Source organism: Burkholderia sp. Nafp2/4-1b (assembly GCF_003635165.1).
In the GTDB taxonomy this organism is placed as follows: Bacteria; Pseudomonadota; Gammaproteobacteria; order Burkholderiales; family Burkholderiaceae; genus Burkholderia.
The window spans coordinates 120835-145314 of the sequence record NZ_ML058599.1; the positions used below are offsets into that span (position 1 = coordinate 120835).

A 24480-nucleotide genomic window follows, 5' to 3' on the forward strand; every position below is an offset into this window, starting at 1 on the left:
TTCAAATATTCCTGGAGACACTTCATGGCCTCCCTCGAGACCCTCGATCTTTCCGCAGGCTTCGCCGCCGATCTGGTGCAGGCCACGGAAGCCGATGCCGTCACCGGTTACCGCCGCTTCCACCTCGGTGAATTCGCATTCCAGCGTGACGAGTATTTCGTGAAGATCAGCTGGCCGGCCAAAGGCCAGACGCGCACGCATGCGATGCCCGCCGACGCATTCCTGCGCGCGATGATGCGCGACGTCGCATGGGGCTTTTTCTACGGCTGGGTCAATTTCGATCACGTGTTCGGCACGCGCAATCACTACGGCAAGGTCGACATGTATGCGGGAACTTTCAACGGCATCCTGAAGGAAGCCGGCGTCGACTACACCGAGACGTTCGACACGCCGACCATCATGGCGACCTTCAAGGCCATGCTGCACGACTGGACCAACGAAGGCTTCGATCCGTTTGCCGCGCCGGAGGAAACCGGCACCGCATTCGGGCGCAAGCACGGCGAGAACGGCGCGGCGATCGAGCGCACGCGCATCGCGACGCGCCGCATGCCGGGCCTCGAAGGCGACTCGCCGCTGCGCGACGAACTGCCGGTCAACCGCGCGTTCGTCGACGTCGCCCAGGACGAGCCGGAAGTGCACGTGAAGCCGGGCTTCGAAGGCGAACTGCACGCGTTCAACCTGTTCAAGTACCTGTCGCGCTCGGACGTGACGTGGAATCCGTCGGTCACCTCCGTGTGCGGGCGCAGCCTGTTCTGCCCGACGACCGAGGAATTCATCCTGCCGGTGTTCCACGGCAACGACCGCGTCGAATGGTTCCTGCAACTGTCCGACGAAATCGTGTGGGACATCGGCGACAAGAACACCGGCGCGCCGCGTGCGCGCATCACCATGCGCGCCGGCGATATCTGCGCGATGCCCGCCGACATCCGGCACCAGGGTTACTCGACGAAGCGCTCGATGCTGCTGGTCTGGGAAAACGCGACGCCGGACTTGCCGCAGCGATACGAGAGCGGCGAGCTCGCGCCGTACCCGATCGAATTCTGAGCCGCGCTTGCGCGCACACGCACACCATCGAGGACGATTCATGCAAACCCAACTCTTCATCGACGGGCGCTTCGTTGACGCCGTCGACCGCGGCACCATCGACGTGCTCAATCCGCACGACGGCTCGCTGATCACGAAGATCGCCGCCGCCACCGCGGCGGACGTCGACCTGGCCGTCGAAGCCGCGACCCGCGCGTTTCCGAAGTGGTCGGCGCTGCCGGCGGCCGAACGTGGCCGACTGCTGCTGCGCCTGGCCGATGCGATCGAAGCCAACGCCGAGGAGCTCGCACAGCTCGAGTCGCTGGATACCGGCCATCCAATCCGTGATTCGCGCGCGCTCGACGTGCCGCGCACGGCCGCTTGCTTCCGCTACTTCGGCGGGATGGCCGACAAGCTGCAGGGCTCGGTGATTCCCGTCGAAACCGGCTTCCTGAACTACGTGCAGCGCGCGCCGATCGGCGTGGTCGGCCAGATCGTGCCGTGGAATTTCCCGCTGATGTTCACGAGCTGGAAGATGGGCCCGGCGCTGGCCGCGGGCAATACGGTCGTGCTCAAGCCGTCGGAAATCACGCCGCTGTCGACGCTGCGGATCGTCGAGCTGATGGCCGAGGTCGGGTTCCCGGCCGGTGTCGTCAACATCGTTCCCGGCTACGGTCATACGGCCGGCCAGCGGCTCGCCGAGCATCCCGGCGTCGGGAAGATCGCGTTCACCGGCTCGACGGCGACGGGCCGGCGGATCGTCGATGCGTCGCAGGGCAACCTGAAGCGCGTGCAGCTGGAACTGGGCGGCAAGGGCGCGAACATCGTGTTCGACGATGCGAACCTCGACGCGGCCATCAACGGCGCTGCATGGGCGATCTTCCACAACCAGGGGCAGGCGTGCATCGCCGGCTCGCGTCTCGTGCTGCATGAGCGCATTGCCGACGAGTTCCTCGAGCGCTTCGTGTCGCTGGCGTCGTCGATCCGCGTCGGCAATCCGCTGGACCCGGACACCGAGATGGGCCCGCTGACGTCGAAGCAGCACCTCGATCGCGTGCTGTCGTTCGTCGACGTCGCGCGCGAGCAGGGCGGCCGCGTGCTCGCGGGCGGCATTGCGCCGCAGGATGCCGCACTCGCGAACGGCTACTACGTGCGGCCGACCGTCATCGAAGCGAAGCGTGCGGATGATCGCGTCGCGCAGGAGGAAGTGTTCGGGCCGTTCGTCACCGTGCTGCGCTTCGGCAGTGACGACGAAGCGCTGTCGATCGCCAACGCGACCGAATACGGGCTCGGCAGCGGCCTGTGGACGAACGATCTGTCCCGCGCGCACAGGATGGCGTCGCAGATCGACGCGGGCATGTGCTGGATCAACTGCTACAAGCGCGTCAATCCGGGCAGCCCGTTCGGCGGCATCGGCAAGTCGGGCTACGGCCGCGAGATGGGTTTCGAGGCGATGCACGACTACACGGAAGCGCGCTCGGTGTGGGTCAACGTCGACGGCAAGGTGCCGCCGCACTTCAAGCGTTGAGGTTGCGATGGAGCGCTTCGTCTATCAGGGGACGCCGTCGCGCGTCGTGTTCGAATGGGGCGCGCTCGCACGCTTGCCTGACGAGCTGACCGCGCTCGGCGCGCAGCGGGCGCTGATTCTGTCGACGCCCGAGCAGCAGCCGCTCGCGGAACGGGTCCGGGACGTGCTCGGCAAGCGTGCGGCAGGCGTGTGCGCGCAGGCCGTGATGCACGTGCCGGTCGAAGTCGCGCGTGCCGCGCGCGAGATGGCCGCCGAGCTGGGCGCGGACTGCTGCATCGCGATCGGCGGCGGCTCGACGATCGGGCTCGGCAAGGCGATCGCGCTCGAGTCATCGCTGCCGATTCTCGCCGTGCCGACCACGTACGCGGGCTCGGAGATGACGCCGATCTACGGGCTCACCGAAGGCCGGCTGAAGCGTACCGGGCGCGATGCCCGCGTGCTGCCGCGTACGGTGCTGTACGACCCGTCGCTGACCTTGTCGCTGCCGCCGGAGATTTCGGCGGCGTCGGGCGTCAATGCGATGGCGCATGCGGTCGAAGCGCTCTATGCGGACGATGCGAACCCGGTGATCAGCCTGATGGCGGAGGAATCGATTCGCGCGCTTGGCGAAGCGTTGCCTTCGATCGTGCGCGCGCCGGATGACCGGGAAGCGCGCAGCCGCGCGCTGTACGGCGCATGGCTCGCCGGCACGTGCCTGGGCGCGGTCGGCATGGCGCTGCACCACAAGCTCTGCCATACGCTCGGCGGCACCTTCAACCTGCCGCACGCGCAGACGCACGCCGCGATGTTGCCGCATACCGCGCACTACAACCATGCGGCGGCGCCCGACGCGCTGCGACGTGTCGCGCGGGCCCTGGGCGGTGCCGACGCGGCCGACGCCGGCCCGCTGTTGTTCGAGCTGAACCGGCGGCTCGGCCTGGCCGCGGCGCTTGCCGACATCGGGATGCCGGAGGCGGGCCTCGACGAAGCTGCCGATCTCGCGTGCCGGAATCCGTATGCGAATCCGCGGCCGATCGAACGCGCGCCGATTCGCGAACTGCTTCAGCATGCGTGGGAAGGCCGCGAGCCGCATTGAGCGGCCGGCTGCATTCAAGGAGACGAACGTGACGAATGATCATCAAGACGGCGACACGCGGCTGACCGAGCAGGTCGTCGCCAGCTTCGACGGGACGCCGAACCCGCGCTTGCGCGTGCTGATGCAGAGCCTCGTGCGGCATCTGCATGCGTTCGTCCGCGAGACGGAGCTGACCGAGGCCGAGTGGATGGCCGCGATCCGCTTCCTGACCGAAACCGGACAGATGTGCGACGACGTCGTGCGCCAGGAGTTCATCCTGTTGTCGGACACGCTGGGCGTGTCGATGCTCGTCGATGCGATCAACCATCGCTTCGCGACCGGCGCGACGGAAACGACCGTATTCGGCCCGTTCTACATCGAAGGCATGCCCGAGCGCGCGTATGGCGAGAACATGGCGTTCACGCCGGGCACGCCGGTCGTCGTGCATGGCCGCGTGCTGGCCACCGACGGCACGCCGGTGGCGGACGCCGTGCTCGACGTGTGGCAGACCGCCGACAACGGCATGTATTCCGGGCAGGACAAGGAACAGCCGCACGGCAACCTGCGCGGCCGTTATCGGACCGACGCCGAAGGCCGCTATGCGATCACGTCGATTCTGCCGGTCAGCTATCCGATTCCGACCGACGGCCCGGTCGGCAAGATGCTCGATGCCACCGGCCGTCACCCGTGGCGGCCCGCGCATCTGCACTTCATGATCGATGCGCCCGGCTATCGCAAGCTCGTCACGCACCTGTTCGACGAGGAAGACGAATATCTGAAGTCGGATGCCGTGTTCGGCGTGAAGCCGTCGCTGATGGTCGCCTATCGGCCGCGTGCGGCGGGTGACGAACTCGCGCGCCGGGTCGGATTGAGCGGCGCGTACCGCGAAGCGACGTACGACTTCGTGCTCGACCGGAGCTGACCGACATGGCGCGATTCTTTGCAGTGTTCGCGACGGACCAGCCGGGGATGCGTGAAGTGCGCGACCGCGTGCGGCCCACGCATCGGACTTACCTGCGTTCCGCCGCGCAGCACGGCCTCGTCGTGCGGCTCGGCGGGCCGACGCTCGATCCGCAGGGCGACGCGATGAACGGCACGCTGCTCGTCATCGAGGCGGACGACATCGATGCGGTGATGCGGTTCGTCGGCAACGATCCGTATGTGAAGGAAGGGCTGTTCTCGCGGGTCGAGGTGCGGCCGTGGGACTGGAGCCTGGGGAACCCCGAGCGGAGAGTGTGAGCATGGGCGCCACGCAACTCTGCCGCTTCTCCGAAGTGCCCGACGGGGGCGCACGCGTCGTCGATGAAGCGTGCATCGGCCGGCCGGTGATCGTCGTGCGGCGCGCGGAGCAGGTGTGGGCGTATGTGAACCGCTGCCCGCATTTCTCGGTGCCGCTCGATTTCGTGCCGGGCAATGTTTCCTGTTATCGGTCGCAGGTGCTGATGTGTGCGCATCACAGTGCGCTGTTCCGGTTCGACGATGGCGTGTGTATCGACGGACCGTGTTCGGGTGCGGCGCTCGAAGCCGTGGCCGTCGAGGTGGATGCGGCGGCGTGGGTGGTTTGTCGAAGCGCTTGATTCAATTCCAATAGATGGCTCGGTCGCATCGGCCTGGATGAAATCGGAAACTCACGGTACTTCATCCGTTCCATTGAATCAGTATCACTAACTAAAGACGGTTTTTATGCCTGAATGAATGTCTGATTCAGGCAGGGGAAGGTGTTGTTTCGAGAAGCATCGGGCGATGGGTTCACGACGTAGCGGGTGACCGGCTCGAATTTAAAAAAAGGACGGAGACACAATGAAGCTCAGGTTTGGCGTATTCGCGATGTTCGCTATCGCGCCGGGCGCGTATGCGCAAAGCAGCGTGACCCTGTTCGGTCTGATCGACAGCGGCATCTCGTATGTCAGCAACGAAGGCGGCGGGAAGAACGTCAAGTTCGACGACGGCATCTTTACGCCGAACCTCTTCGGCTTGCGCGGCACGGAAGACCTCGGCGGCGGATATCGTGCGATCTTCGCGCTCGTCAATCAGTTCTCGATGGCGAACGGCAGCATCATCGGGACCGGGATCTTCGGGCGCAATGCGTACGTCGGTATCGAGAGCGATCGATTCGGCAGCATCAGGCTCGGGAATCAATACGACTTCATGGTGGATTCGCTGTTCGCGAAGGGAAACGCGATCTCCATGGATCTGACGGGGTTGTACGGGTTCAGGAACGGCCCGTTCCAGCGCCTCGCGCTGCCGAATAATCCGACCGGCGCGTTCGACTGGGACCGCACGGCCGGCAGCAAGCGGGTCGCGAATTCCGTCAAATACAGCTCGCCGACAATTGCCGGGTTTTCCGGGGGCGTGATGTATGCGTTTGGCGGCGTGGCCGGTTCTGTCGGTGCGGACAATACCGTGAGCGCCGGGTTGAACTACGACGTCGGCGCGTTCGGGATTGGCGCGGCCTATACGAACGAGAAGTACGGCCCGGCGCCCGGTACGCCGTCGACCAGCGTGCGCAACTGGGGCGTCGGGATGCACTACGACTTCGGTGCGGTGACCGCGAAGGCGCTGCTGACCACCGTACACAATTCGTTCAACGATGCCGGCGTGTGGATGGCCGAAGCCGGCGGCGTCTGGCGCGTCAGGCCGGACGTGTTTCTCGGCGCGAAGTACATGTACATGAAGGGCAACGAAGCCGTGAACGACAACCATGCGCATCAGGTCAGCGTCGCGTTTCAGTACCTGTTGTCGAAGCGGACGATGGTGTATGTCTCCGGCGATTATCAACGCGCGAACAGCGGCGCGAACGCGCAGATCAACGGCGTGCTCGATCCGAACGGTGCGTCGAGTTCAGCGAGTCAGGCGGTGGCCCGGATCGGGTTGCATACGATGTTTTGACGGGCCATAGCGTTGCGCTTAGCTTTGCTTCGCTTCGCTTCGCTTCGCTTCGCTTCGCTTCGCTTCGCGGAAATAGTCAGCGTCGTCGTTCGGCTCGAACGGTGTTTCCCCGGCGGCGCGCTGCGTTGCCCGGGCCCGGGAGGTGGCAGGCAGACCTTGCATCTGGACCTGCCACCGTTGGAATTATTGCCTTGCCGCTGCGGCTGCCTCTTTGGCCTTGTCCTGTTCCGCCGCCAGCGCTGCATCTGCCGCCTGCGCGCGCTGAATGGCCGGACGAGCCAGAATGCGGTCGATATAGGCGCGCACGACGGGCGTCTCCGGCATCAGCTTGAACATCGTGATCCAGTTCAGTGCCGCGCCCCACAGGACGTCCGCCGCCGTGAAGCGTTCGCCCAGCAGATAGGGGCCCTTGGCCAGTTGCGTACCGATCGCGTTGACGACCGTATCGAAGTCGCCGTAGGGAGACGTCGAGTACGCCGCGGACGGACGATTCATCGAACGGTCGACGATGGCCGGCTCGAAACATGAGCCATAAAACACCATCCAGCGCAGATACGGACCGCGCAGCGCATCGCCCGGCGCCGGCGACAGGCCGGCTTCGGAATACAGCTCCGCCGCGTACATGTAGACGGCGGCCTGCTCCGTGACGATCACGTCGCCGTGACGCAGTGCGGGAACCTTGCCCATCGGGTTGATGGCGAGGTATTCGGCTTCGTGGTGTTTGCCGGTGGAGAGGTCGAACGTGTGGAGTTCATAGTCGGCGGCCAGTTCCTCGAGCAGCATGCGGGCACCGGCCGAGCGGCTGCGCGGGCAGTGGAACAGGGTCAGGTGACGGTCTTGCGGCATTGCGGGCTCCGTTGTTCGGTCAGGACAAGGATTCCAATGTAGGACGGTTGCGGAGCGCCGTCTTGGAAAAATCCGCTGTGGCGGTGCATCATCACGCTGTCACCTCAACGGTTCGTCACCATGGCCGACTTGCGTAACGTGACCGACACGCCCAAAGGCGTCGTCGGCCCGAAAGCCATCAATCAGCGCTTTCGCCTGAATCGCTATTACCCGCGTGCCGAGCTGGCCGGCGTGCTGGATCATCACTGGATCGTCGAATGGGATCTGCGCGACCAGCCGCCGTTTGTGCAGCGCACGCTGCCGTATCCGTGCGTGAATCTGGTGTTCGACCGGCGGCAGACGGGGATTTTCGGCGTGGTGTCGGGGGCGTTCGAGACGACGCTGGCCGGGGCCGGGCGCGCGATCGGATTGCGGTTTCGACCGGGGGCGTTTCGGGCGTTCTTCGGCAAGCCGGTGCATTTGTCGACCGACAAGGTGCTGCCGGTGTCGACGCTGCTCGACTGTGGCGATGCCGAAGCCGAAAACGCTGTGCTCGGTGCCGAGGATGACGCCGGGATGGTCGCGGCAGCCGAGGCTCTGTTGTTGCGCGTGTTGCCGCCGCCCGATCCGCAGGTCGAGCGCATTCATGCGATCTTGCAGATGCTGCAGCAGGATATCGGGCTCACGCAGGTGCGCGACCTGGCCGAGCGTGCGGGCTTGAGCGAGCGCACGTTGCAGCAGCTTTTTTCGAACCATGTGGGTGTGACGCCGAAGTGGGTGATCTGTCGTTATCGCCTGCACGAGGCCGCCGACAAGCTCGCAGGCGGCGAGCCGGTCGATCTCGCGGAACTGGCTCAGTCGTTGGGGTACTTCGATCAGGCGCACTTCACGCGCGATTTCCGGAAGCTGGTGGGGAAGGCGCCGGCGGAGTATCGGCGGGAGGATGGGCGCGGGTGAAGTTACGGATTGGTGTGGCGGTTGACCTGCTGTCGCGTCGACGATGAACCTGCGATGGGGCGCTGCGGCCATCGGGACATGTCGCACGGGGGATGCATTGCCGATCATTCCGCCCTATAGTGCTCGTCGTTAACCGATCTGCAAGAAACTCAGGAGCTCGTCGTGCTTCAACGGATATCCAGGTTGGGTCGTTCGAACTTCGTGCGCGCCATCGCGCTGACGATGATGCTGGCGCCCGTTGTGGCGCATGCGGAGACGGAGGCTGTCGACGGCACGAAGGCCATCGCGCCCGCTGTCGGTTCCGACACGTCACCCGCACGACCGATTGTCGGCGACGACCCGGCTGCCGTTCGGGATGCGCTGAAGAAGCTGCACATCAGCGCCGCCTCGTCACCGTCGTTGCGCGACCGGGTTCGCGGGCTGGTCTCCGATGCTACCGATCGGCACGGCCCGAATCCCGAGCTGGCGGCCGTCGGCCTGGATCGTGACGTGAGGTTCGTGGTGCCGGTGCGGTACGGAGTGAGGTACCAATCGAAGCGGCAGCTGTTGACCGTCGATGTCGACCTGTTCGACGCAGAGCGCAACGACCGGACAGGCATCGTGCTGAGAAAGGTCATAACGGGACCGCGAGGGCGAGGGCTCGTGATTGCGCCCGAAGCGAAGGCGAAGGGGTATATACAGCAGGTCGATATCATCGAGCTCGAGCCGGGGCTAGGGAAAAAGACCACGGTTCGTAGCAGCATGCGGATTTCGCCGGCCGTGTACGCGCAAGCGAATGGCGATTTCGCATTGGTGTTTAGCGGGCGCCTGCTTCGGCCTTATTTGACCGAACAGACCGAGCATGCCGATCCGAGCATCGACGAGCCGACGGACATTACGACCAGGGTCTCCACGTTGCACTTGGATCTGGAGAACATCTCGCTGGTGAGTCCGTCGAGCGGGGTTGTGTTGGCGAAGAAGTTGCGGTTGTCGAAGTAGGCGGGGCGCGAGGATGGTCGGCACGCCATGCGCGGGTCAGCAGCGTCGATGTACACCGCACAGGCGGCCTGACGCGACCGACGCAGCGATTGGTGGAATTCCTGCTCGTCGTTCAATCGGGAATCCCTGAAAATCCCACGCTGCGCCCTCGCATCACATCACCACCGGCGCGCTCGGAAACTCGTCGACAGGCGGGCGGCTGGCTGGAAAATGCGTCTTCAACAGCTCGGTCACCCGCGCGATACCCTGCAAAACACCGGATTGATAATCACCGCGCCGGAAATCGGCTTCCATCGTCCGGCAAATTGCTTCCCACTCGTTGCTATCGACCTTGGCGTGGATACCGCGGTCCGCGACAATTTCGACATCGCGGTCCGCCAGCAACAAGTAGATGAGAACACCATTGTTGTGTTCGGTGTCCCAGACCCGGAGCTGAGAGAACACGTCTATCGCGCGCGCTCGGGCGGACGTTCCCTTCAGCAGGGCAGCGGTATGGAGCGCGCCCTCGACGGCGAATCTGACTTGACCGACGTGTGCATCATGACTGGCATGAACGGCCCGTTCGATGGCCAGAAGGGACCGGCGAGGGAACGCGGCATTGACGCGCCAGTGCGTCGTGGAGAGATGCCGAACAAGTCGTCTCAGGTCCATGGCTACCACCTGCCCGACGCACCGCCGCCGCCGAACCCACCGCCGCCGCCACGAAAGATGTCCCGGTCAGAACCGCCGGTGATTCCGCCATTTCTGCCGCCAATGAATCGGCCTCCGACGGCCCCCATTCCACTTCCCAGGAGCGTGAATAACAACGCCATCGCACCTGCTGCCGCGGCGACAAACAGAGCACCGGACAGCATCCATGCGAGTGCCCCGATGATGCCGCCGGTGACCAATGCGCCGGGTAGTCTGCCGAATATGGCGCGCAGGAAGCGGCCAGCCATGACCGTCGCCAGAAAGAGGATGGGTAGCAGCCGACCGGCCCCGTCCGATGTTTGGTGCTGTTTCGGCGGTAGGGGTAATGGTTCGCCATTGACGACCCGCATGATGGCGTCAGTGCCGGCCGAGATGCCACCATAGAAGTCGCCGGCTTTGAATCGAGGAACTATCACGTCGTTGATGATTCGATTGCTCGTCGCGTCGGTCAGCACGCCCTCGAGACCGTATCCCACTTCAATGCGTAGCGCATGGTCATTTTTGGCGACAATCAACAGCACGCCGTCGTCAACGTTCTTGCGCCCGAGTTTCCATTGTTCGACGACCCGCATTGAATATTGCTCGATGGATTCCGGCTCGGTCGTCGGAACGATGAGAACAGAAATCTGCGTCCCTTTTTGAGTCTCGAACCCCTTGAGGCTCTGCTCGAGTGCAGCCTTCTGCTCGCCAGTCAGCGTGCCGGTTTCATCGGTTATCCTCTCTTCCAAGGATGGAACTCGTACATCCGCTCGAGCACACGCTCCGCCAAGGACGAAAAAAGCGACGACGATTACTATCGCCAATCTGAAAATGCTCAATTGGTCACCCTGCCGGCAGATGCCGGTGCTGAGCCGAAATCAACCTGCGGCGGCTTCGAAATCTCGGCTTCGTTGCTCACCGAGAAATTCGGTCTCTCCTGGTAGCCAAAGGCCTTTGCCGTCAGGTTGTTTGGAAACGAGCGCACCGTCGTGTTGTATGCCTGGACGGAGCGAATGTATCTGTTCCTCGCGACAGTGATGCGATTTTCGGTGCCTTCCAACTGGACCTGCAAGTCCCTGAAGTTCGCGTCGGATTTGAGCTGCGGGTAGTTCTCGGTCACCACGAGCAGTCGCGAAAGCGTGGAGGTAAGCTGCCCTTGCGCCGCTTCGAACTTGGCAAATGCCTGCGGGTCGGAGATGAGTTCGGGGGTCGCGCGAACCGAGCCGACCTGAGCGCGGGCCTGGGTCACACTCGTGAGCACGTCCCGCTCTTGATTCGCATACCCCTTGACCGTATTGACAAGGTTCGGAACGAGGTCTGCTCTACGCTGATATTGATTCAGTACCTCGGACCAGCTCGCCTTGACCTGCTCATCCTCTGTCTGGATAACGTTATAGCCGCATCCTGCGAGGTTCAGCAGGATTGAGGTGAAAACAGCCGCCCAGATTGCGCGAATCCAGCTGTATCGCGGCGAAGCGATGGTTGCGTTTTCCGACATTGACAGGCCCCCATCCGTTTTGCTGCGTACTTTCCGGTTAGACGGCGACAGGGGGCGTCCCGGAAGCACTGTAGCGATGGTCCCATCGTATGTATCAGCCGAGCGCGCACCCTTGATATACGTCAAGTGCATCACGCCCCGGTCATCTCACGTATCCACGCGGGGTGAAGACCAAATGGGCTGACGCAGCTTATGTATGACGAAATAACATTAAAACCCGTTGAGCCACGTCAAAAGCTCTCCGGGTACGAGCAATAGAGTCGTATGCGAGGCCTCACGAACGGCCGAGTACTTCGCTTGCGGAGGCCCGCATGTTTCTTCTCAAACGACTTTTACTCGCACTCGCATGCACGACGCTGGCAACTACGGGTGCCATGGCGGTTGCCGGCACGCAGGGGGCAGCGGACAGTGCTGCGCACACTTCGCATCACGCTGACAAGGCTACCGCCAGCTCAAAGAGCAAGTCGCCACGGGAGATGGATGAACAGGTGCAACGCATGCACGACATGCACGAAAAAATGATGAGCGCCAAGACCCCGCAGGAGCGTGCGGCGCTCATGGACGAGCAGATGAAGGTCATGCAAAAAGGCATGAGCATGATGGACATGATGGGAAAGGACACGTCTCGCATGCCGATGTCGTCGCGACACGACGAGATGGAGAGGCGGATGGACATGATGCAAATGATGATGCAGGCCATGATGGACCGACAATCGGCTCAGGACCACCCTACTGACAAGTAACCCAGCCACACATGGAGTCTGACGATGGATGACCAGTCGCATGCTGCTCGCCCGTTCTGGCGGTCCCGAGCCGCCATCGGGCTCTTGGCTTTCGGTGCAATTGCAGCCTTCCTCATGCTTTCAGAACACCGGGCCGATTTTCTTGGCGTGCTGCCGTTTCTGTTGCTGCTGTCGTGCCCGCTGATGCACCTTTTCATGCACCACGGCCACGGACATGGGCACCGACGATCGAACACGAAATCCGATCACTCGGGCGCGGGAGACGGCCATGAGCAACCACGATAACGGCTACGGGCTGTGGAGCCTTGCCATCATCAATGCGCTGGTTTTCATCATCTTTGCGTTCAGCTTCTTCAAGCCGACGACGAAACGCGACTGGCGAACTTTCGGCGGATTTTCGGCCTTTATCGTAGCGTTGTTTGCCGAAATGTATGGCTTTCCGCTCACCATCTACCTGCTGTCAGGATGGCTGCAAACGCGCTTCCCGCAGACGAACCTGTTCGCACATGATTCGGGGCACCTCTGGTGGACCATCACCGGAAGGCACGGCGATCCGCACGCGGGACTTCCGCATCTCCTCAGCTTCTTTCTGATTTTGGGCGGCTTCTACATCCTGTCCACGGCGTGGCATGTCTTGTACGAAGCTCAGCGCGGCAAAGAGCTGGCCACCACCGGGCCGTACTCCAGGATTCGACATCCTCAGTATGTGGGGTTCGTCGTCATCATGCTGGGTTTTCTGCTTCAATGGCCCACTCTCGTTACCTTGGTAATGTTTCCGGTCCTGGTCATCATGTACGTGCGGCTGGCGATACAGGAGGAGCGGGACTCAGAGCAGCAATTCGGCAACGCGTGGCGCGAATATGCGGCGCACACGCCACGATTCGTGCCCAATCTGTTTGGTAAGCGCCCGGCTCAAGTACATTGAATTCGAGACGCGCGTCCAGCGTCTTCACGCTTGTGCGATTGGCGGGCCTGTAACCCTCTATCCTCGAGCGGCGCCATCCCTTGCAAGCCCCGCCCAACAGCCGGGCTCTTTTTTGAGCGCGCTTCGCGTGCTTGCGTGGTGCAATCGATGATGAATGCGGCGTGACCAAAAGGTCGTCTTCATGTCACGGCTCTATCAGGGCCGACTCTCCAGAATGCGGCTCAACGGAGTCGCGCGATGTGAGCGCTTCTGGCGCGTACGGAGGGTCGCCGAATCAGCACCATGACGCCTGTTCGTCGATGATGCGCACACCAACGTTGCCATTGCACATTGGCGCACCCGCTCGATGCTGCCGCTGACGAGGCGCCAGCCGGTTCTCACTGGCGCCACCATGGCCATTGCCGTCATGACTATGGGAAATCGAGTGTGCACAATCCCTTGACCTTCCCATGATGGGAAGGTCAAAAATAGGCTTCATCGGGTTTCGGACCTGGCTACCAGGGGATGTCATGAATATCGGTGAGGTGGCAAAGTCGTCGGGCGTGTCGGCCAAGATGATTCGACACTATGAGGAGTCGGGCCTTATCCGGCCGGCGACACGGACGGATTCGAATTACCGCGTGTATACGGCAAAGGATGTCGAGGTCCTGCGCTTCGTACGGCGGGCACGCCATCTTGGGTTTTCAACCAAGCAAATCTCTACCTTGTTGGCACTTTGGGGAGACCGTGAACGGCCCAGCAGCGAGGTCAAGCAAATGGTCATGCAGCACGTCGACGACCTCAATGTGCGCATACGGGAACTCGTCGAGATGAGGGACACGCTCCAATACCTGGCTGACCACTGCAAGGGGGACGCACGTCCCGACTGCCCGATATTGGAGGAGTTGGCTGGTCAATCGCGGTGCGGTTGACTTGGAACATAAGCCGCGCCCTAAAGCCGTGTCCCAATGATTCTGGCCTTACGGGGCCCGAGGGCGGAAGCACGACCAATCACAAAGGAAATGGCGCCACTGTGATTGGGTGGACCGGTTACGCTCGATTTACGACGAGCACGAAGCCATCCGGATTGCGGTTGACGTACACGTGACATTCGAGCGAATTGTCGTGTCGGGGGAGTCGTTACCGACAGCGAAGGAGCGTCAAGATGAGAGGGCCGCATGCCGACCACGGGCCACAACAGCAGCCGGTTTCCGAACATTCGATGCCAGATGCGCATCATGTTCCTGACGCGAATCAGCACCACCATTCCGTCGAGCACGAGCATGACGCGCATGCACATCACCGCGACGGCCACGTCGGCAACGGTGGTGCGGAAGCACCGTTGCGCGACCCGGTCTGCGGGATGCCGGTCACGAAGACGTCGCGCTTCCATAGCGAACACAACGGCAAGCCGTACTTCTTTTGCAGCCAAGCCTGCCTGACGAAGTTTCAGGCCGCACCGTCGAAATACGTCGAACCATCGACTTCGGAGTCGTTGCCTACCGTGCCGGACGGCACGATCTACACGTGCCCGATGCATCCGGAAATCCGTCAAGACCATCCGGGGCAATGCCCGAAGTGCGGCATGACGCTCGAGCCGGTGCTTCCAACGATTGAAGAAGGTGAAAATCCCGAACTCGTCGATTTCCGCCATCGATTCTGGTGGACGCTGCCGCTGACTGCCATCGTCTTCGTCCTGGCGATGTTCGGCCATCAGTTCCAGCTGATGCCGTCGTCGACCGAGAGTTGGGTCGAATTCGTCCTTGCGTCGCCCGTCATCCTATGGGCCGGCTTCCCGTTCTTTGCGCGGTGTGTACGTTCGTTCATCCATCGCAGCCCGAACATGTGGACGCTCATCGGGCTCGGGACCGGAGCTGCGTACGTATATAGCGTCATCGCGACAGTCTTTCCTGGCGTGTTTCCTGAGACGTATCGCGCCCACGGTCGGGTCAGCGTGTATTTCGAAGCCGCAGCGGTCATCATCTCGCTCACGCTGCTTGGTCAATTGCTCGAGCTGAAGGCGCGCTCGCAGACGTCCGCGGCAATCAAGGCACTTCTGGGCCTTGCCCCGAAGACGGCGCGCCGCATCAATCCGGACGGCTCAGAGGAAGACATTCCGTTGTCCCACGTGCATGCAGGCGAGTCGCTTCGGGGTCGGCCGGGCGAAAAAGTCCCTGTTGACGGTGTCGTGACCGATGGCACGAGTTCGTTGGACGAGTCCATGATTACAGGCGAGCCCATTCCGGTCACGAAGCGTGTCGGCGACCACGTCATTGGCGCGACGATGAACGCAACGGGCAGTCTGGTCATTCGCTCGGAGAAGGTCGGCTCGCAGACCGTGCTGTCGCAAATCGTGCAGATGGTCGCGCAGGCTCAGCGGTCTCGCGCGCCCATGCAGCGAATGGCGGATAAGGTGGCGGGCGTATTCGTCGTCGGGGTCGTGAGCGTCGCTTTTCTCACATTCCTCCTGTGGGGCATATTCGGGCCGGAGCCCAGCTGGGTGTTCGGCCTTATCAACGCTGTCGCTGTGCTCATCATCGCGTGTCCATGCGCATTGGGCCTCGCGACGCCGATGTCCATCATGGTGGCGAGTGGCAAAGGCGCTACCACCGGGGTTCTCTTTCGGGACGCCGCTGCCATCGAGAATTTACGAAAGGTCGATGTCCTGATTGTGGACAAGACCGGGACGCTGACCGAAGGGCGTCCTGCGTTCGAGCGGGCCGTCGGAACGAACGGACACTCGGCCGATGAAGTGCTTCGCCTGGCCGCCAGTCTGGACCAAGGCAGCGAACATCCGCTCGCGGCCGCAATCGTCGCTGCGGCACGCGAGAAAGGGTTGCAGCTGGACCGAGCGGAAAAATTCGAATCCGCGACGGGCATCGGCGTGCGCGGGCTGGTCGCCGGTCGACAGCTGGCGCTTGGCAATACCGCGCTCATGCAGACTGACCAGGTGTCCGTCGAGTCGCTCGCCAATGAAGCAGACCGTATGCGAGCGCAAGGTGCGAGTGTCATGTACCTGTCAGTCGATGGCCGTTTGGCTGGTTTGCTTGCGGTCGCTGACCCCATCAAGACCACCACGCCGGAGGCGCTCGCGACGTTGAAGGAGAACGGCATCCGAGTCGTTATGGCGACCGGCGATGGCGTGGTAACTGCCAGGGCCGTGGCCGAGAGACTCGGCATCGACGAATATCACGGAGAGGTCAAGCCGGCCGACAAGCTCGACTTGGTGACGAAGCTCCAGCAGGCCCAGCATGTTGTGGCGATGGCTGGCGACGGTATCAACGACGCCCCGGCGCTCGCGAAAGCCGATGTCGGCGTTGCCATGGGAACAGGCACGGACGTGGCGATGAGCAGCGCGCAAGTAACGCTCGTCAAAGGCGACTTGCGTGGCATCGCACGGGCGCGCGAGCTGTCCGAGGCAACGGTCGGGAACATGAAGCAGAACCTCGGCTTCGCGTTCGTGTACAACGCGCTCGGGGTTCCGTTGGCGGCCGGGGTGCTTTACCCGTTCACCGGATTGCTGCTCTCGCCGATGATTGCGGCGCTGGCGATGAGCCTAAGCTCAGCCTCGGTCATCACGAACGCACTGCGATTGCGCAACACGAAGATTTAGGCTGTCGTTCATATGCGGCTACCGCATAAGCGACCGTACAGCTAGAGCCACATGCTGTGCTGCAGCCACTACCTAAGACCACATCAAATACGAGGTTCGCAATATTCGAAGGGTATCCCCTGGCGAAGCGCACCGTGCGGAAACACAGTGGATACGTAGCAAGAAGTCGCTATCCCACTTCTTCTCTTCGCTAGAATTGCTCGTCCTCTGCCCGGGTTGAGTTCACTCGATAGCTGAGCCTTCGTAAGGTGATGGGCGCCGAGGGGGCGACGGGGACCGGCCTCTTATTTGCAAAAAGATGGCCCGACATCGCCACCTACTACTCCACCGTCACCGACTTAGCCAGATTCCTCGGCTTATCAATATCCGTCCCCCGTGCCAGCGCAGCGTGATAAGCGAGCAACTGCATCGGCACCGTATGCAGAATCGGCGACAGCGGCCCGTAGTACTCATTGAGCCGAATCACCTCGATCCCGTCACCCGGCACCAGCCCACAGTCCACATCCGCGAACACGAAAAGCCTGCCGTTTCGCGCACTGACTTCATGCATGTTCGACTTGAGCTTTTCCAGAAGCACATCATTCGGCGCCACCGCAATAACAGGCATCTCATTGCTGACCAACGCCAGCGGCCCATGCTTTAACTCCCCGGCGGGATAAGCCTCTGCATGAATATAAGAAATCTCCTTCATCTTCAGCGCGCCTTCGAGCGCGATCGGATAATGCATCCCGCGCCCTAGAAACAGCATGTTGTCGCGTCGCGCGAGCATCTCCGACCAGCCCATGATCTGCGGCTCGAGCGCGAGCACCTTCGACATCGCGTCGGGCAGATGCCGCAGCGCACGCAAATGCTCCTTCTCCTCGTCATCGCTCAACCGCCCGCGCACCTGCGCCAATGACAACGTCAGCAAGAACAACGCAACGAGCTGCGTCGTAAAAGCCTTCGTCGACGCCACCCCGATCTCGATCCCCGCACGCGTGACGAACTGCAGCGCGCATTCGCGCATCAGCGCACTCGTCGCGACGTTGCAGATCGCGAGCGTATGCAGCATCCCGCGCTGCTTCGCGACGTGCACGGCCCCGAGCACATCGGCAGTCTCGCCACTCTGCGACACCGCGACGACGAGCGTACGCGGATTCGCCACACTATCGCGATAGCGAAACTCGCTCGCGATCTCGACACTCGCCGGCAGCTTCGCGATGCTTTCGATCCAGTACTTCGCGGTAAGCGCCGCGTGATAACTGCCGCCGCACGCGAGCAGCAACACCGAATCGACGTCGTTGAACGCGCGCCACGCGCCGTCGCCGAACAGCTCCGGCATGATCGACCCGACATCGAGCAGCGTGTCGGCCACCGCCTGCGGCTGCTCGAAGATTTCCTTCTGCATGTAGTAGCGATACGACCCGAGGTCGGCCGCGCCGCTATGCGCGGCCACGCGCTGCACCGCGCGCTCGACACGCTGGCCGGCCGCATCGACGATCCAGTAGCGATGCAGCTGGATATCGGCGACGTCGCCGTTCTCGAGGTAGGCGATGCGATCGGTGATGCCCGACAGCGCGATCGCATCCGACGCCAGAAAATTCTCACCTTCCCCAACCCCGACGACGAGCGGCATCCCGTCGCGCGCGCCGACGATCCGGTGCGGCTCGTCGCGGCACATCACCGCGATCGCGTAGCTGCCGCGCAGTCGCGCGACCGCGCGCCGCACCGCGTCGAACAGGTCGCCGTCGTACAGATGGTCGATCAGATGCGCGATCGCCTCGCTGTCGGTCTGGCTCGCGAACACGTAGCCGTGCGCCTGCAGTTCCGCGCGCAGTTGATCGCAGTTCTCGATGATCCCGTTGTGCGACAGCGCGATGCGCGCGTTGTCGTCGCTTGGCGAGAAGTGCGGATGCGCGTTGAGCGTGACGGGCGCGCCGTGCGTGGCCCAGCGCGTATGCGCGATACCGGTATAGCCCGACAACGCATGCTCGCTGATCTCGCGCTGCAGGTTCGCGACGCGGTCGACGCTGCGCGCGCGTGCCAGCGCACGGTCGCGATAGACCACGACGCCGCACGAGTCGTAGCCGCGGTATTCGAGCCGCTTCAGCCCGTCGACGAGATTCGGGAGGATGTCCCGCTGGGCAACCGCCCCGACAATTCCACACATAGCGCACTCCGTAAATGTCCTGTCCGGACCCGTGACAGCGATGGTAGAGGCGCGTGAATGGAATTAAATTTCAAAATAGAGAAATAAATGAAACACCAAGGCGGTCGGTTATCATGCTGAAATTAAATTTCACGCTTTGACCGAAAGGAGCCGCCGATGGCCGGCATCACCCTCGACGATCTCGACCTGCGCATTCTCGCGATCCTGCAGGACGACGCATCGGTGTCGAACCTGCAACTCGCGGAACGCGCGCTGTCGTCGCCGCCGACCTGCATGCGCCGCGTGCGTCGGCTGACGGAGGCGGGCGTGATCCGCCGCCAGGTCGCGGTGCTCGATCCGGTCGCGATCGGCACGGCCGTCACGGCGTTGATCGAGATCAGCCTGGATCGTCAGACGGCCGAAGACTACGACGCGTTCGAAGCCTACGTGTGCGCGGAGCCGGCGGTCACGCAGTGCTATCGCGTATCGCCGGGGCCGGATTTCGTGGTGGTGGCCGATCTGGCCGACGTCGCCGAATACGACGAATTTGCGCGGCGCCTGTTCACCGGCGCGTCGAACGTGCGCAACGTGCGGACGTTCTTCTCGACGCATCGAGCGAAGTTCGAGGCAAACGCGCGGGTTGCGCATGCGATGCGCAAGCGGGCGGCAGTTAGGCCGTAAGACGCACGCCGAACGCGCACGCGTCGCCGACATCAGAACGCGAGCGACTGCTGCATCGGGTGACGTTCGCCACGCACGAACCCGGCCCCTTCGAGCGACAGCAACGCGCGTTTCCGTTCAATCCCGCCCGCGTATCCGGTCAGGCTGCCCGACGCGCCGATCACGCGATGGCACGGCACCATGATCGACACGGGATTGCGGCCGACCGCGCCGCCGACGGCACGTGCGGCGCTCATCGGCAGCCCGACGCGTTCGGTGATGTCGCCATACGACACGAGCTCGCCGAACGGAATCGCGAGCAGTTCCTTCCACACGCTGCGCTGAAACGCGGTGCCGCGCAGGTGAATCGGTACCGAGAAGGTCTCGCGCGTGCCGATGAAATACTCGGCGACTTCTTCAGCGACCTTGCTCGCGAGCGGCGATACGTTGCGTGCGTCCGCATTCGCGTCCGGCGCGATCGCCAGCGCCGGATAGTATTTCTGGCCGACGAAGAAAAGGCCGGTCAGCGCATCGTCCTCGATGCGGATGGCGATGTCGCCCAGCGGGCTCGCAATCAGATGAGCGAGAGTCATCGCGAAGTTCTCCATGAAAGCGCCGCACATGACCGAGGCGCATGCGCCGACTGTAATCGATCCGCGTCACCGATTCTGCCCGAAATCGGACATGTGAATCGGCGGCCTGAGCCTCGCGTCGTGGCCCCGTTTTACGGAAGAAAAATCCCGGAAAAACGATTAATACCAATTGGCGAAACGGTCATCTCTTTTTGCTCGGCCAAATTTGAGATGACTCATCGAAATCCCCGACTGACACGGCACCGGGCCACGCCCTATCCTTTGAAAAAACGTTTTCCAGAACTCGACGGGCAACCGGCCGCGCCACGCAAGGGCAGGCCACGACCCGCCCCGGCGCCCGTCGCCGGTCACGGACACGCATCATTCAGCGGCGCGACGGGCGCGACCGCGCTTCGGAGACATTCATGCAATCTGCCGTCGTCGGCGCGGTGCGGGCCGCCGCCAGTCGCTACCGCTGGACCGTCTGTGCGCTGCTGTTCTTCGCGACCGTCATCAACTACATGGATCGACAGATCCTCGGCCTGCTCGCGCCGATGCTCCAGCACGACATCGGCTGGAGCCAGGTGCAGTATGGACGGATCGTGATGGCGTTTTCCGCGTTCTATGCGATCGGCCTGCTCGGCTTCGGGCGCATCGTCGACTGGCTCGGCACGCGCATCTCGTACGCGGTCGCGATGCTGGTGTGGAGCATCGCCGCGATGCTGCACGCGGCGGTGGGCTCGGTGATGGGCTTCGCGGCCGTGCGTGCGCTGCTCGGGATCGGCGAGGGCGGCAACTTCCCGGCCGCGATCAAGACGACGGCCGAATGGTTTCCGCGCCGCGAACGCGCGCTCGCGACGGGCATCTTCAACTCGGGCGCGAACATCGGCGCGGTGTTCGCGCCGGCGATCATCCCGGCGATCGCGGTGGCCTACGGCTGGCGCGCGGCGTTCGTGATCATCGGCGCGATCGGCCTCGTGTGGCTGGTCGTGTGGCTGGTGATGTATCGCACGGCCGACACGCGGGCACTCGCCGCGGAATACAACGAGCCGCGCGACGAGGTCGAAGCGCTCGACGCGGCGAACGCGGACGCCGGCGCGCCGCGCTGGGGCGAATTGATGCGCAAGCGCGAAACGTGGGCGTTCCTGATCGGCAAGTTCCTGACGGACCCGGTGTGGTGGTTCTACCTGTTCTGGCTGCCGAAGTGGCTGAACGAGTCGCGCGGGATGGACATGCAGCATATCGGCCTGCCGCTCGTGTGCATCTATGCGCTGACGACGGTCGGCAGCATCGGCGGCGGCTGGCTGTCGTCGGCGCTGCTGCGCGCGGGCTGGAGCGTGAACGGCGCACGCAAGACGGCGATGCTGATCTGCGCGTGCTGCGTGCTGCCGATCGCGTTCGTGTCGCAGGTGCAGAGCCTGTGGATCGCGGTGCTGATCGTCGGCCTCGCCGCCGCCGCGCACCAGGGCTGGTCGGCAAACCTGTTCACGACGGCGTCCGACCTGTTCCCGCGCCGCGCGGTCGCGTCGGTGGTCGGGATCGGCGGGATGGCCGGCTCGATCGGCGGCGTGCTGTTCTCGGAAGTGGTCGGCCAGGTGCTGCAACGCACGGGTCACTACTGGGTGCTGTTCGCGATCGGCGCACTGGCGTACCTGCTCGCGCTGGCGGTGATGCACGTGCTCACGCCGAAGATGAAGCCGGCGAAACTCGACGCGTAAGCGCTGCCGGCAAACGAACGCGCCGCCTGAACGAAGGCGGCGCGTTTTTTATTTGCAACGCAGGGCAGCGGTGCTGATTCGTTGGCGGGTGTGGGCGATGGGCGCGCGCGTCGCCCGGCTCAACTCGCCGCGGCCGTCGACGCCCGCATGATCAGCCGCGGCTCGAACGTCGAATAGCTCGCATCTTCGCGTCCGGCGAGCGCGTCGATGAGCTTCTGCATCGCGAGCTCGCCCATGTTTTCGCTCTGGATGTCGACGGTGGTCAGCGCGGGCGCCGCGTATTCGCCGTACGGCACGTTGTCGATGCCGGCGACGGACACGTCCTGCGGTAGCCGGAACCCGAGCGACGCGGCTTCCTTCATGAAGCCGAGCGCGATCAGGTCGTTGTAGCAGATCACGGCCTGCGGGCGCTGCGGCCCGAGCATCACGCGCGAGCACGCGCGTTCGCCGGCTTCGGCGGTCGGCGCATGCGCGTCATGCACGTCGAGCGTGAGCCCGGCTTCGGCGAGGCAGTCGCGCGCGCCCTGGATCCGTTCGTCGTTCACGCGCGCGGGCCCGAAGCCGAGATACGCGATGCGCGTATGGCCGAGGTTGAGCAGGTGACGCGCGAGCATGTAGGTGGCGAGCCGGTTGTCGATGCCGACGCTCGGAATCGGCAGGCCGGGGCTGCGTCGCAGCAGCACGAGCGGCTTGTGCAGGTCGAGCATCCAGCCGGCTTCCTCGGCGGGCATCCGCGTGCTGACGATCAGCCCGTCGACGCGCTGCGCGAGCGCCTCGATCAGCGAGCGTTCGCGCGCCTGGCTCTCTTCGGTATCGACCAGCAGCAGCGTGTAGTCGTGCTGGAGCGCGACGCGGTTCGCGCCTTTGACGATGTTCGTGAAGTACGGATTGCTGATGTCGAGGATCACGAGGCCGATCGTGCGTGTGCGCCCGGTGATCATCGAGCGCGCGAGCGGGTTCGATCGATAGCCGAGCCGCTCGATCGCTTCCTTGAGCCGCGCTTCGACGGCCGGCGAAAAGCGCTGCGTGCCGTTCACGTACTTGGACACCGTCGCGACCGACACACCGGCTTCCGCGGCAACATCGCGGATCGTCGGGGAAACTTTTTTCATCGGAAGGGTAACGTTTTCGTTAGCTTACGCCGGATTGTGGCAGAAAAAGCCGGCATCCGGCCACTGGGCCATATCGGGAAAGTGCGGATGGCCGCAATGGGGTACGGCCATTGACGTGCGGCTTTTGTCCCGCGTATAGTTGGAAAACGTTTTCCAATTTTCGGGATCTTTCGGTAACCCCACGACAGATGCAAGGAGATTTATCCGATGAACGCCACATCCACCGGTGCACGCAAGCCGTTCGGGCGCCTGCTGCTGACCGGCGCGGCCGGCAACCTCGGCCGCCAGCTGCGCGGCGCGCTGGCGAACTGGGCCGATGTCGTGCGCGTGAGCGACATCGCCGCGCTGGACGACGCGGCCCCGCACGAAGAAACCCGCGTCGTCGATCTCGCCGACCGGCCGGCGGTGATGGACCTCGTCGACGGCGTCGACGCGATCGTCCACCTCGGCGGCATTTCGGTCGATGCGCCGTTCGACGATCTCGTCGATGCGAACATCACCGGCACGTACAACCTGTACGAAGCCGCGCGCAAGCATGGCGTGAAGCGGGTCGTGTTCGCGAGTTCGAACCATGCGATCGGCTTCCATCCGGTGACGGAAGTGCTCGATGCGGATGCGCCGCTGCGTCCGGACAGCCTGTACGGCGTGACGAAATGTTTCGGCGAATCGCTGTCGCGCTACTACTTCGACCGCTTCGGGATCGAGACGGTGTGCCTGCGGATCGGCTCGTCGTTCGAAGTCCCGAAGAATCCACGCATGCTGGTCACGTACCTCAGCTATCGCGACTTCATCGAACTCGTGCGGTGCTCGCTGCTGACGAACCGGGTCGGGCACGCGATCGTCTACGGCGCGTCGGACAATCCGGTGAAGTGGTGGGACAACACGAAGGCGGGCTTCCTCGGCTTCCGGCCGCAGGACAGCTCCGAGCAGTTCGCCGGGCTGTTTCCGGTGACGGCGCCGACCGCCGACTACGACGATCCGACGCAGCGCTACCAGGGCGGCGGTTTCGTCGTCGGCGAGCCGCTGGAGCGCAACGCGAAGTAAGCGCAAGCGTGGCCCGCGCGGCAGGCATCGGCGATCAGCGCAGGATGTCCGTCGCCTTGTGCCGTTCGTCCACGCCGTCGAGCAGGATCAACGGGCCGCTCGCGTGCCGCGCGCGCAGCGGCTGAATCTGCCGGTACGCATCCGATTCGTACCACGCGCGTGCCGTCGCGAGATCGGGAAACGCGATCGCGATCAGGTCGCCGCGCCACACGCCTTCGCGCACGTCGGGCCGCGCGCCGTGAATGATGAAATGGCCGTCGAACGGTGCGAGCGTGCCGTCGATGCGTTCGAGGTATTCGACGATGTCGTCGCACATTTCGACGTCGTGCAGGTGGGCGATGGCGTAGGCGGTCATGGTGGGCTCCAGGGTGTCGACGCGATGTGTTGATCGGTGAAGCCATGATCGGCGCGCGGGCGGCGCGCGTCGATTACCTGTGACGTAAGCAGATTGACGAGGCCGTGCGCAATGCCGGCCGCGCGCGGTGGCTCGATGGCAGGCGCCCATGCCGCGCGTTGCGGGCGCGAGCGCGAGCGCGGACGCGGACCGGACCTGTACCTGTACCTG

Annotated in this window: 24 protein-coding genes and 1 pseudogene; 17 read left to right on the forward strand and 8 right to left on the reverse strand. The window is 63.5% G+C overall.

What is annotated here, in order from left to right; all coding sequences use genetic code 11:
- Positions 1 to 24: 24 nt before the first annotated feature.
- The 7 genes from C7H84_RS07050 to C7H84_RS07080 all read left to right on the forward strand — a co-directional run bounded on the left by C7H84_RS07050 (position 25) and on the right by C7H84_RS07080 (position 6494).
- Entirely contained in the window at positions 25 to 1044 is a 1020-nt protein-coding gene (locus C7H84_RS07050; RefSeq protein WP_121858126.1) for a hydroxyquinol 1,2-dioxygenase, read from the forward strand.
- A 40-nt stretch (positions 1045 to 1084) separates the two neighbouring features.
- The gene (locus tag C7H84_RS07055) at positions 1085 to 2551 is read left to right on the forward strand and encodes an aldehyde dehydrogenase family protein (RefSeq protein WP_121858127.1); all 1467 of its coding nucleotides are present in this window, start codon (positions 1085 to 1087) and stop codon (positions 2549 to 2551) included.
- Positions 2552 to 2558: 7 nt separating this feature from the next.
- Complete coding sequence (locus tag C7H84_RS07060) at positions 2559 to 3626, forward strand: maleylacetate reductase (RefSeq protein WP_121858128.1); 1068 nt, start codon at positions 2559 to 2561, stop codon at positions 3624 to 3626.
- A gap of 28 nt (positions 3627 to 3654) precedes the next feature.
- Positions 3655 to 4527, forward strand: a complete 873-nt coding sequence (locus C7H84_RS07065; protein ID WP_121858293.1) for an intradiol ring-cleavage dioxygenase — start codon at positions 3655 to 3657, stop codon at positions 4525 to 4527.
- Positions 4528 to 4532: 5 nt separating this feature from the next.
- Positions 4533 to 4844, forward strand: a complete 312-nt coding sequence (locus C7H84_RS07070) for a YciI family protein (protein ID WP_121858129.1) — start codon at positions 4533 to 4535, stop codon at positions 4842 to 4844.
- Between the two features lie 2 nt (positions 4845 to 4846).
- Complete coding sequence (locus tag C7H84_RS07075; protein ID WP_121858130.1) at positions 4847 to 5182, forward strand: Rieske 2Fe-2S domain-containing protein; 336 nt, start codon at positions 4847 to 4849, stop codon at positions 5180 to 5182.
- 223 nt (positions 5183 to 5405) lie between these two features.
- Positions 5406 to 6494: a porin gene (locus C7H84_RS07080; protein WP_121858131.1), complete on the forward strand. Its 1089-nt coding sequence runs from the start codon at positions 5406 to 5408 to the stop codon at positions 6492 to 6494.
- A gap of 183 nt (positions 6495 to 6677) precedes the next feature.
- Here the strand turns inward: C7H84_RS07080 and C7H84_RS07085 are convergent, their stop codons facing one another.
- Positions 6678 to 7340 carry a glutathione S-transferase family protein gene (locus tag C7H84_RS07085; protein ID WP_121858132.1) on the reverse strand — a complete coding sequence of 221 codons (663 nt, stop codon included), beginning with the start codon at positions 7338 to 7340 and terminating at the stop codon, positions 6678 to 6680.
- Between the two features lie 120 nt (positions 7341 to 7460).
- Between C7H84_RS07085 and C7H84_RS07090 the strand changes: the two genes are divergently transcribed.
- Together C7H84_RS07090 and C7H84_RS07095 are read left to right on the forward strand one after the other, a co-directional pair.
- On the forward strand, positions 7461 to 8276 hold the full coding sequence (locus tag C7H84_RS07090; RefSeq protein WP_121858133.1) for a helix-turn-helix domain-containing protein: 816 nt from the start codon (positions 7461 to 7463) through the stop codon (positions 8274 to 8276).
- A gap of 183 nt (positions 8277 to 8459) precedes the next feature.
- The gene (locus tag C7H84_RS07095) at positions 8460 to 9254 is read left to right on the forward strand and encodes a hypothetical protein (RefSeq protein ID WP_346428374.1); all 795 of its coding nucleotides are present in this window, start codon (positions 8460 to 8462) and stop codon (positions 9252 to 9254) included.
- Positions 9255 to 9407: 153 nt separating this feature from the next.
- On the opposite strand, the gene C7H84_RS07100 is transcribed toward C7H84_RS07095, so the two are convergent.
- From C7H84_RS07100 to C7H84_RS07110, 3 genes are read right to left on the reverse strand one after another with little or no spacing between them, the layout of a single operon-like run.
- Positions 9408 to 9905 (reverse strand): TPM domain-containing protein, encoded by a 498-nt coding sequence (locus tag C7H84_RS07100; protein ID WP_121858135.1) that lies wholly within the window; start codon positions 9903 to 9905, stop codon positions 9408 to 9410.
- A 2-nt stretch (positions 9906 to 9907) separates the two neighbouring features.
- Positions 9908 to 10762, reverse strand: a complete 855-nt coding sequence (locus C7H84_RS07105; protein WP_121858136.1) for a YgcG family protein — start codon at positions 10760 to 10762, stop codon at positions 9908 to 9910.
- The gene (locus C7H84_RS07110) at positions 10759 to 11421 is read right to left on the reverse strand and encodes a LemA family protein (RefSeq protein WP_121858137.1); all 663 of its coding nucleotides are present in this window, start codon (positions 11419 to 11421) and stop codon (positions 10759 to 10761) included. The genes C7H84_RS07105 and C7H84_RS07110 overlap by 4 nt, the downstream gene beginning before the upstream one ends.
- A 311-nt stretch (positions 11422 to 11732) precedes the next feature.
- Here C7H84_RS07110 and C7H84_RS07115 point away from each other — a divergent pair, with 311 nt between their 5' ends.
- The 5 genes from C7H84_RS07115 (at position 11733) to C7H84_RS07135 (ending at position 16681) form a co-directional block, all read left to right on the forward strand.
- Entirely contained in the window at positions 11733 to 12164 is a 432-nt protein-coding gene (locus tag C7H84_RS07115; protein ID WP_121858138.1) for a hypothetical protein, read from the forward strand.
- Between the two features lie 24 nt (positions 12165 to 12188).
- A complete protein-coding gene (locus C7H84_RS07120; RefSeq protein WP_121858139.1) occupies positions 12189 to 12449 on the forward strand; it encodes a DUF2933 domain-containing protein in 261 nt (86 codons plus the stop codon).
- The gene (locus tag C7H84_RS07125) at positions 12433 to 13089 is read left to right on the forward strand and encodes an isoprenylcysteine carboxylmethyltransferase family protein (RefSeq protein WP_121858140.1); all 657 of its coding nucleotides are present in this window, start codon (positions 12433 to 12435) and stop codon (positions 13087 to 13089) included. The genes C7H84_RS07120 and C7H84_RS07125 overlap by 17 nt, the downstream gene beginning before the upstream one ends.
- Before the next feature lie 509 nt (positions 13090 to 13598).
- Positions 13599 to 14000: a Cu(I)-responsive transcriptional regulator gene (cueR, locus tag C7H84_RS07130; protein ID WP_121858294.1), complete on the forward strand. Its 402-nt coding sequence runs from the start codon at positions 13599 to 13601 to the stop codon at positions 13998 to 14000.
- 290 nt (positions 14001 to 14290) lie between these two features.
- Positions 14291 to 16681 carry a heavy metal translocating P-type ATPase gene (locus tag C7H84_RS07135; protein ID WP_205611406.1) on the forward strand — a complete coding sequence of 797 codons (2391 nt, stop codon included), beginning with the start codon at positions 14291 to 14293 and terminating at the stop codon, positions 16679 to 16681.
- Between the two features lie 319 nt (positions 16682 to 17000).
- On the opposite strand, the gene glmS is transcribed toward C7H84_RS07135, so the two are convergent.
- On the reverse strand, positions 17001 to 18830 hold the full coding sequence (gene glmS, locus C7H84_RS07140; protein ID WP_121858142.1) for a glutamine--fructose-6-phosphate transaminase (isomerizing): 1830 nt from the start codon (positions 18828 to 18830) through the stop codon (positions 17001 to 17003).
- Between the two features lie 156 nt (positions 18831 to 18986).
- Here glmS and C7H84_RS07145 point away from each other — a divergent pair, with 156 nt between their 5' ends.
- The gene (locus C7H84_RS07145) at positions 18987 to 19490 is read left to right on the forward strand and encodes an Lrp/AsnC family transcriptional regulator (protein WP_121858143.1); all 504 of its coding nucleotides are present in this window, start codon (positions 18987 to 18989) and stop codon (positions 19488 to 19490) included.
- A gap of 32 nt (positions 19491 to 19522) precedes the next feature.
- Here C7H84_RS07145 and C7H84_RS07150 read toward each other — a convergent pair whose 3' ends face one another.
- On the reverse strand, positions 19523 to 20062 hold the full coding sequence (locus tag C7H84_RS07150) for a methylated-DNA--[protein]-cysteine S-methyltransferase (protein ID WP_121858295.1): 540 nt from the start codon (positions 20060 to 20062) through the stop codon (positions 19523 to 19525).
- Between the two features lie 404 nt (positions 20063 to 20466).
- Between C7H84_RS07150 and C7H84_RS07155 the strand changes: the two genes are divergently transcribed.
- Positions 20467 to 21759, forward strand: coding sequence for an MFS transporter (locus C7H84_RS07155; protein ID WP_121858144.1), 1293 nt, complete (start codon positions 20467 to 20469; stop codon positions 21757 to 21759).
- Positions 21760 to 21878: 119 nt separating this feature from the next.
- On the opposite strand, the pseudogene C7H84_RS07160 reads toward C7H84_RS07155, so the two are convergent.
- Positions 21879 to 22943: pseudogene (locus C7H84_RS07160) on the reverse strand (LacI family DNA-binding transcriptional regulator).
- Positions 22944 to 23078: 135 nt separating this feature from the next.
- Between C7H84_RS07160 and C7H84_RS07165 the strand changes: the two are divergent.
- Positions 23079 to 23915, forward strand: a complete 837-nt coding sequence (locus tag C7H84_RS07165; protein ID WP_121858145.1) for an NAD(P)-dependent oxidoreductase — start codon at positions 23079 to 23081, stop codon at positions 23913 to 23915.
- 34 nt (positions 23916 to 23949) lie between these two features.
- On the opposite strand, the gene C7H84_RS07170 is transcribed toward C7H84_RS07165, so the two are convergent.
- A complete protein-coding gene (locus tag C7H84_RS07170; RefSeq protein ID WP_121858146.1) occupies positions 23950 to 24270 on the reverse strand; it encodes a DUF1330 domain-containing protein in 321 nt (106 codons plus the stop codon).
- Positions 24271 to 24480 lie beyond the last annotated feature (210 nt).

Excerpts from the sequence above, each read along its gene's own strand:
- C7H84_RS07050 (WP_121858126.1), top strand. The coding sequence starts at position 25 with ATGGCCTCCCTCGAGACCCTCGATCTTTCCGCAGGCTTCGCCGCCGAT.
- C7H84_RS07125 (WP_121858140.1), top strand. The coding sequence starts at position 12,433 with ATGAGCAACCACGATAACGGCTACGGGCTGTGGAGCCTTGCCATCATC.
- cueR (WP_121858294.1), top strand. The coding sequence starts at position 13,599 with ATGAATATCGGTGAGGTGGCAAAGTCGTCGGGCGTGTCGGCCAAGATG.
- C7H84_RS07080 (WP_121858131.1), top strand. The coding sequence starts at position 5,406 with ATGAAGCTCAGGTTTGGCGTATTCGCGATGTTCGCTATCGCGCCGGGC.
- C7H84_RS07070 (WP_121858129.1), top strand. The coding sequence starts at position 4,533 with ATGGCGCGATTCTTTGCAGTGTTCGCGACGGACCAGCCGGGGATGCGT.
- C7H84_RS07060 (WP_121858128.1), top strand. The coding sequence starts at position 2,559 with ATGGAGCGCTTCGTCTATCAGGGGACGCCGTCGCGCGTCGTGTTCGAA.
- C7H84_RS07115 (WP_121858138.1), top strand. The coding sequence starts at position 11,733 with ATGTTTCTTCTCAAACGACTTTTACTCGCACTCGCATGCACGACGCTG.
- C7H84_RS07170 (WP_121858146.1), bottom strand. The coding sequence starts at position 24,270 with ATGACCGCCTACGCCATCGCCCACCTGCACGACGTCGAAATGTGCGAC.
- C7H84_RS07155 (WP_121858144.1), top strand. The coding sequence starts at position 20,467 with ATGCAATCTGCCGTCGTCGGCGCGGTGCGGGCCGCCGCCAGTCGCTAC.
- C7H84_RS07120 (WP_121858139.1), top strand. The coding sequence starts at position 12,189 with ATGGATGACCAGTCGCATGCTGCTCGCCCGTTCTGGCGGTCCCGAGCC.
- C7H84_RS07135 (WP_205611406.1), top strand. The coding sequence starts at position 14,291 with ATGCCAGATGCGCATCATGTTCCTGACGCGAATCAGCACCACCATTCC.
- C7H84_RS07090 (WP_121858133.1), top strand. The coding sequence starts at position 7,461 with ATGGCCGACTTGCGTAACGTGACCGACACGCCCAAAGGCGTCGTCGGC.
- C7H84_RS07100 (WP_121858135.1), bottom strand. The coding sequence starts at position 9,905 with ATGGACCTGAGACGACTTGTTCGGCATCTCTCCACGACGCACTGGCGC.
- C7H84_RS07075 (WP_121858130.1), top strand. The coding sequence starts at position 4,847 with ATGGGCGCCACGCAACTCTGCCGCTTCTCCGAAGTGCCCGACGGGGGC.
- C7H84_RS07150 (WP_121858295.1), bottom strand. The coding sequence starts at position 20,062 with ATGACTCTCGCTCATCTGATTGCGAGCCCGCTGGGCGACATCGCCATC.
- C7H84_RS07145 (WP_121858143.1), top strand. The coding sequence starts at position 18,987 with ATGGCCGGCATCACCCTCGACGATCTCGACCTGCGCATTCTCGCGATC.
- C7H84_RS07085 (WP_121858132.1), bottom strand. The coding sequence starts at position 7,340 with ATGCCGCAAGACCGTCACCTGACCCTGTTCCACTGCCCGCGCAGCCGC.
- C7H84_RS07110 (WP_121858137.1), bottom strand. The coding sequence starts at position 11,421 with ATGTCGGAAAACGCAACCATCGCTTCGCCGCGATACAGCTGGATTCGC.
- C7H84_RS07165 (WP_121858145.1), top strand. The coding sequence starts at position 23,079 with ATGAACGCCACATCCACCGGTGCACGCAAGCCGTTCGGGCGCCTGCTG.
- glmS (WP_121858142.1), bottom strand. The coding sequence starts at position 18,830 with ATGTGTGGAATTGTCGGGGCGGTTGCCCAGCGGGACATCCTCCCGAAT.
- C7H84_RS07055 (WP_121858127.1), top strand. The coding sequence starts at position 1,085 with ATGCAAACCCAACTCTTCATCGACGGGCGCTTCGTTGACGCCGTCGAC.